Origin of the sequence: Streptomyces apricus (genome assembly GCF_008369065.1) — a bacterium.
Classification (GTDB): Bacteria; Actinomycetota; Actinomycetes; order Streptomycetales; family Streptomycetaceae; genus Streptomyces; species Streptomyces apricus.
This window is the reverse complement of sequence record NZ_VDFC01000262.1, coordinates 1-853: the sequence shown is the minus strand read 5'-3', so window position 1 is coordinate 853 and position 853 is coordinate 1. Positions and strand designations below refer to the sequence as shown.

Sequence of the window (853 nt, the reverse complement as noted above, 5' to 3'; positions counted from 1 at the left end):
CGACGGCACCCTGCTGGGCGACGACAAGTCCGTCTCGCCCCGCACCGTGGCCGCCCTGGCCGCCGCCGAGGCCGCCGGCATCGAGGTCTTCTTCGTCACCGGGCGCCCGGCCCGCTGGATGGACGTGGTCAGCGATCACGTCCACGGCCACGGCCTCGCCATCTGCGGGAACGGCGCCGCGGTGGTCGACCTGCACGGCGGCCCCGGCGCGCACCGCTTCGTCAAGGTCCGGGAACTGCCCCGGGAGAACGCGCTGGACGCCGTGCGGCTGCTGCGCGACGCCGCTCCGGGCACCCTCTTCGCCATCGAGCAGACGTACGGCTTCTACCAGGAGCCCGCGTACCCCAAGCTGCACCTGGAGGCGCCCGACACCCTGGCGCCCGCCGAAAAGCTGCTGGCGCCGGACGCCCCGGGCGCCGACGAGCCGGTGCTCAAGATCCTCGCCTACCACCACGACATCGCCCCGGACGACTTCCTCATGACCGCCCGCACGGCCATCGGCGACCGGGCCGACGTCACCCGGTCCAGCCCCAGCGCGCTGCTGGAGATCAGCGGCCCCGGTGTCTCGAAGGCGAGCACCCTCGCGCTGTGCTGCGCCGAGCGCGGCATCTCGCACGAGGAGGTCGTCGCCTTCGGCGACATGCCGAACGACGTGGAGATGCTCACCTGGGCGGGCACCTCGTACGCGATGGGCAACGCGCACCCCGCGGTGATCGCCGCGGCGTCCGGCCGGACGGCCGCCAACACCGAGGACGGTGTGGCCGTCGTGATCGAGCGGATCCTCGCCGAGCGCGGGACCCCCTAGGGCCCCCGCGTCAGAGCCCCCTCCTCGGAGCCGCCCCCGTCAGAGCCG

The 853-nt window shown here is 74.1% G+C and carries 1 protein-coding gene; it reads left to right on the top strand.

The window, feature by feature from the left end:
- Positions 1-805, top strand: an 805-nt coding sequence (locus FGF04_RS39580; protein ID WP_149516215.1) for an HAD hydrolase family protein, incomplete at its 5' end; no start/stop codon positions are given.
- Positions 806-853: the final 48 nt, after the last annotated feature.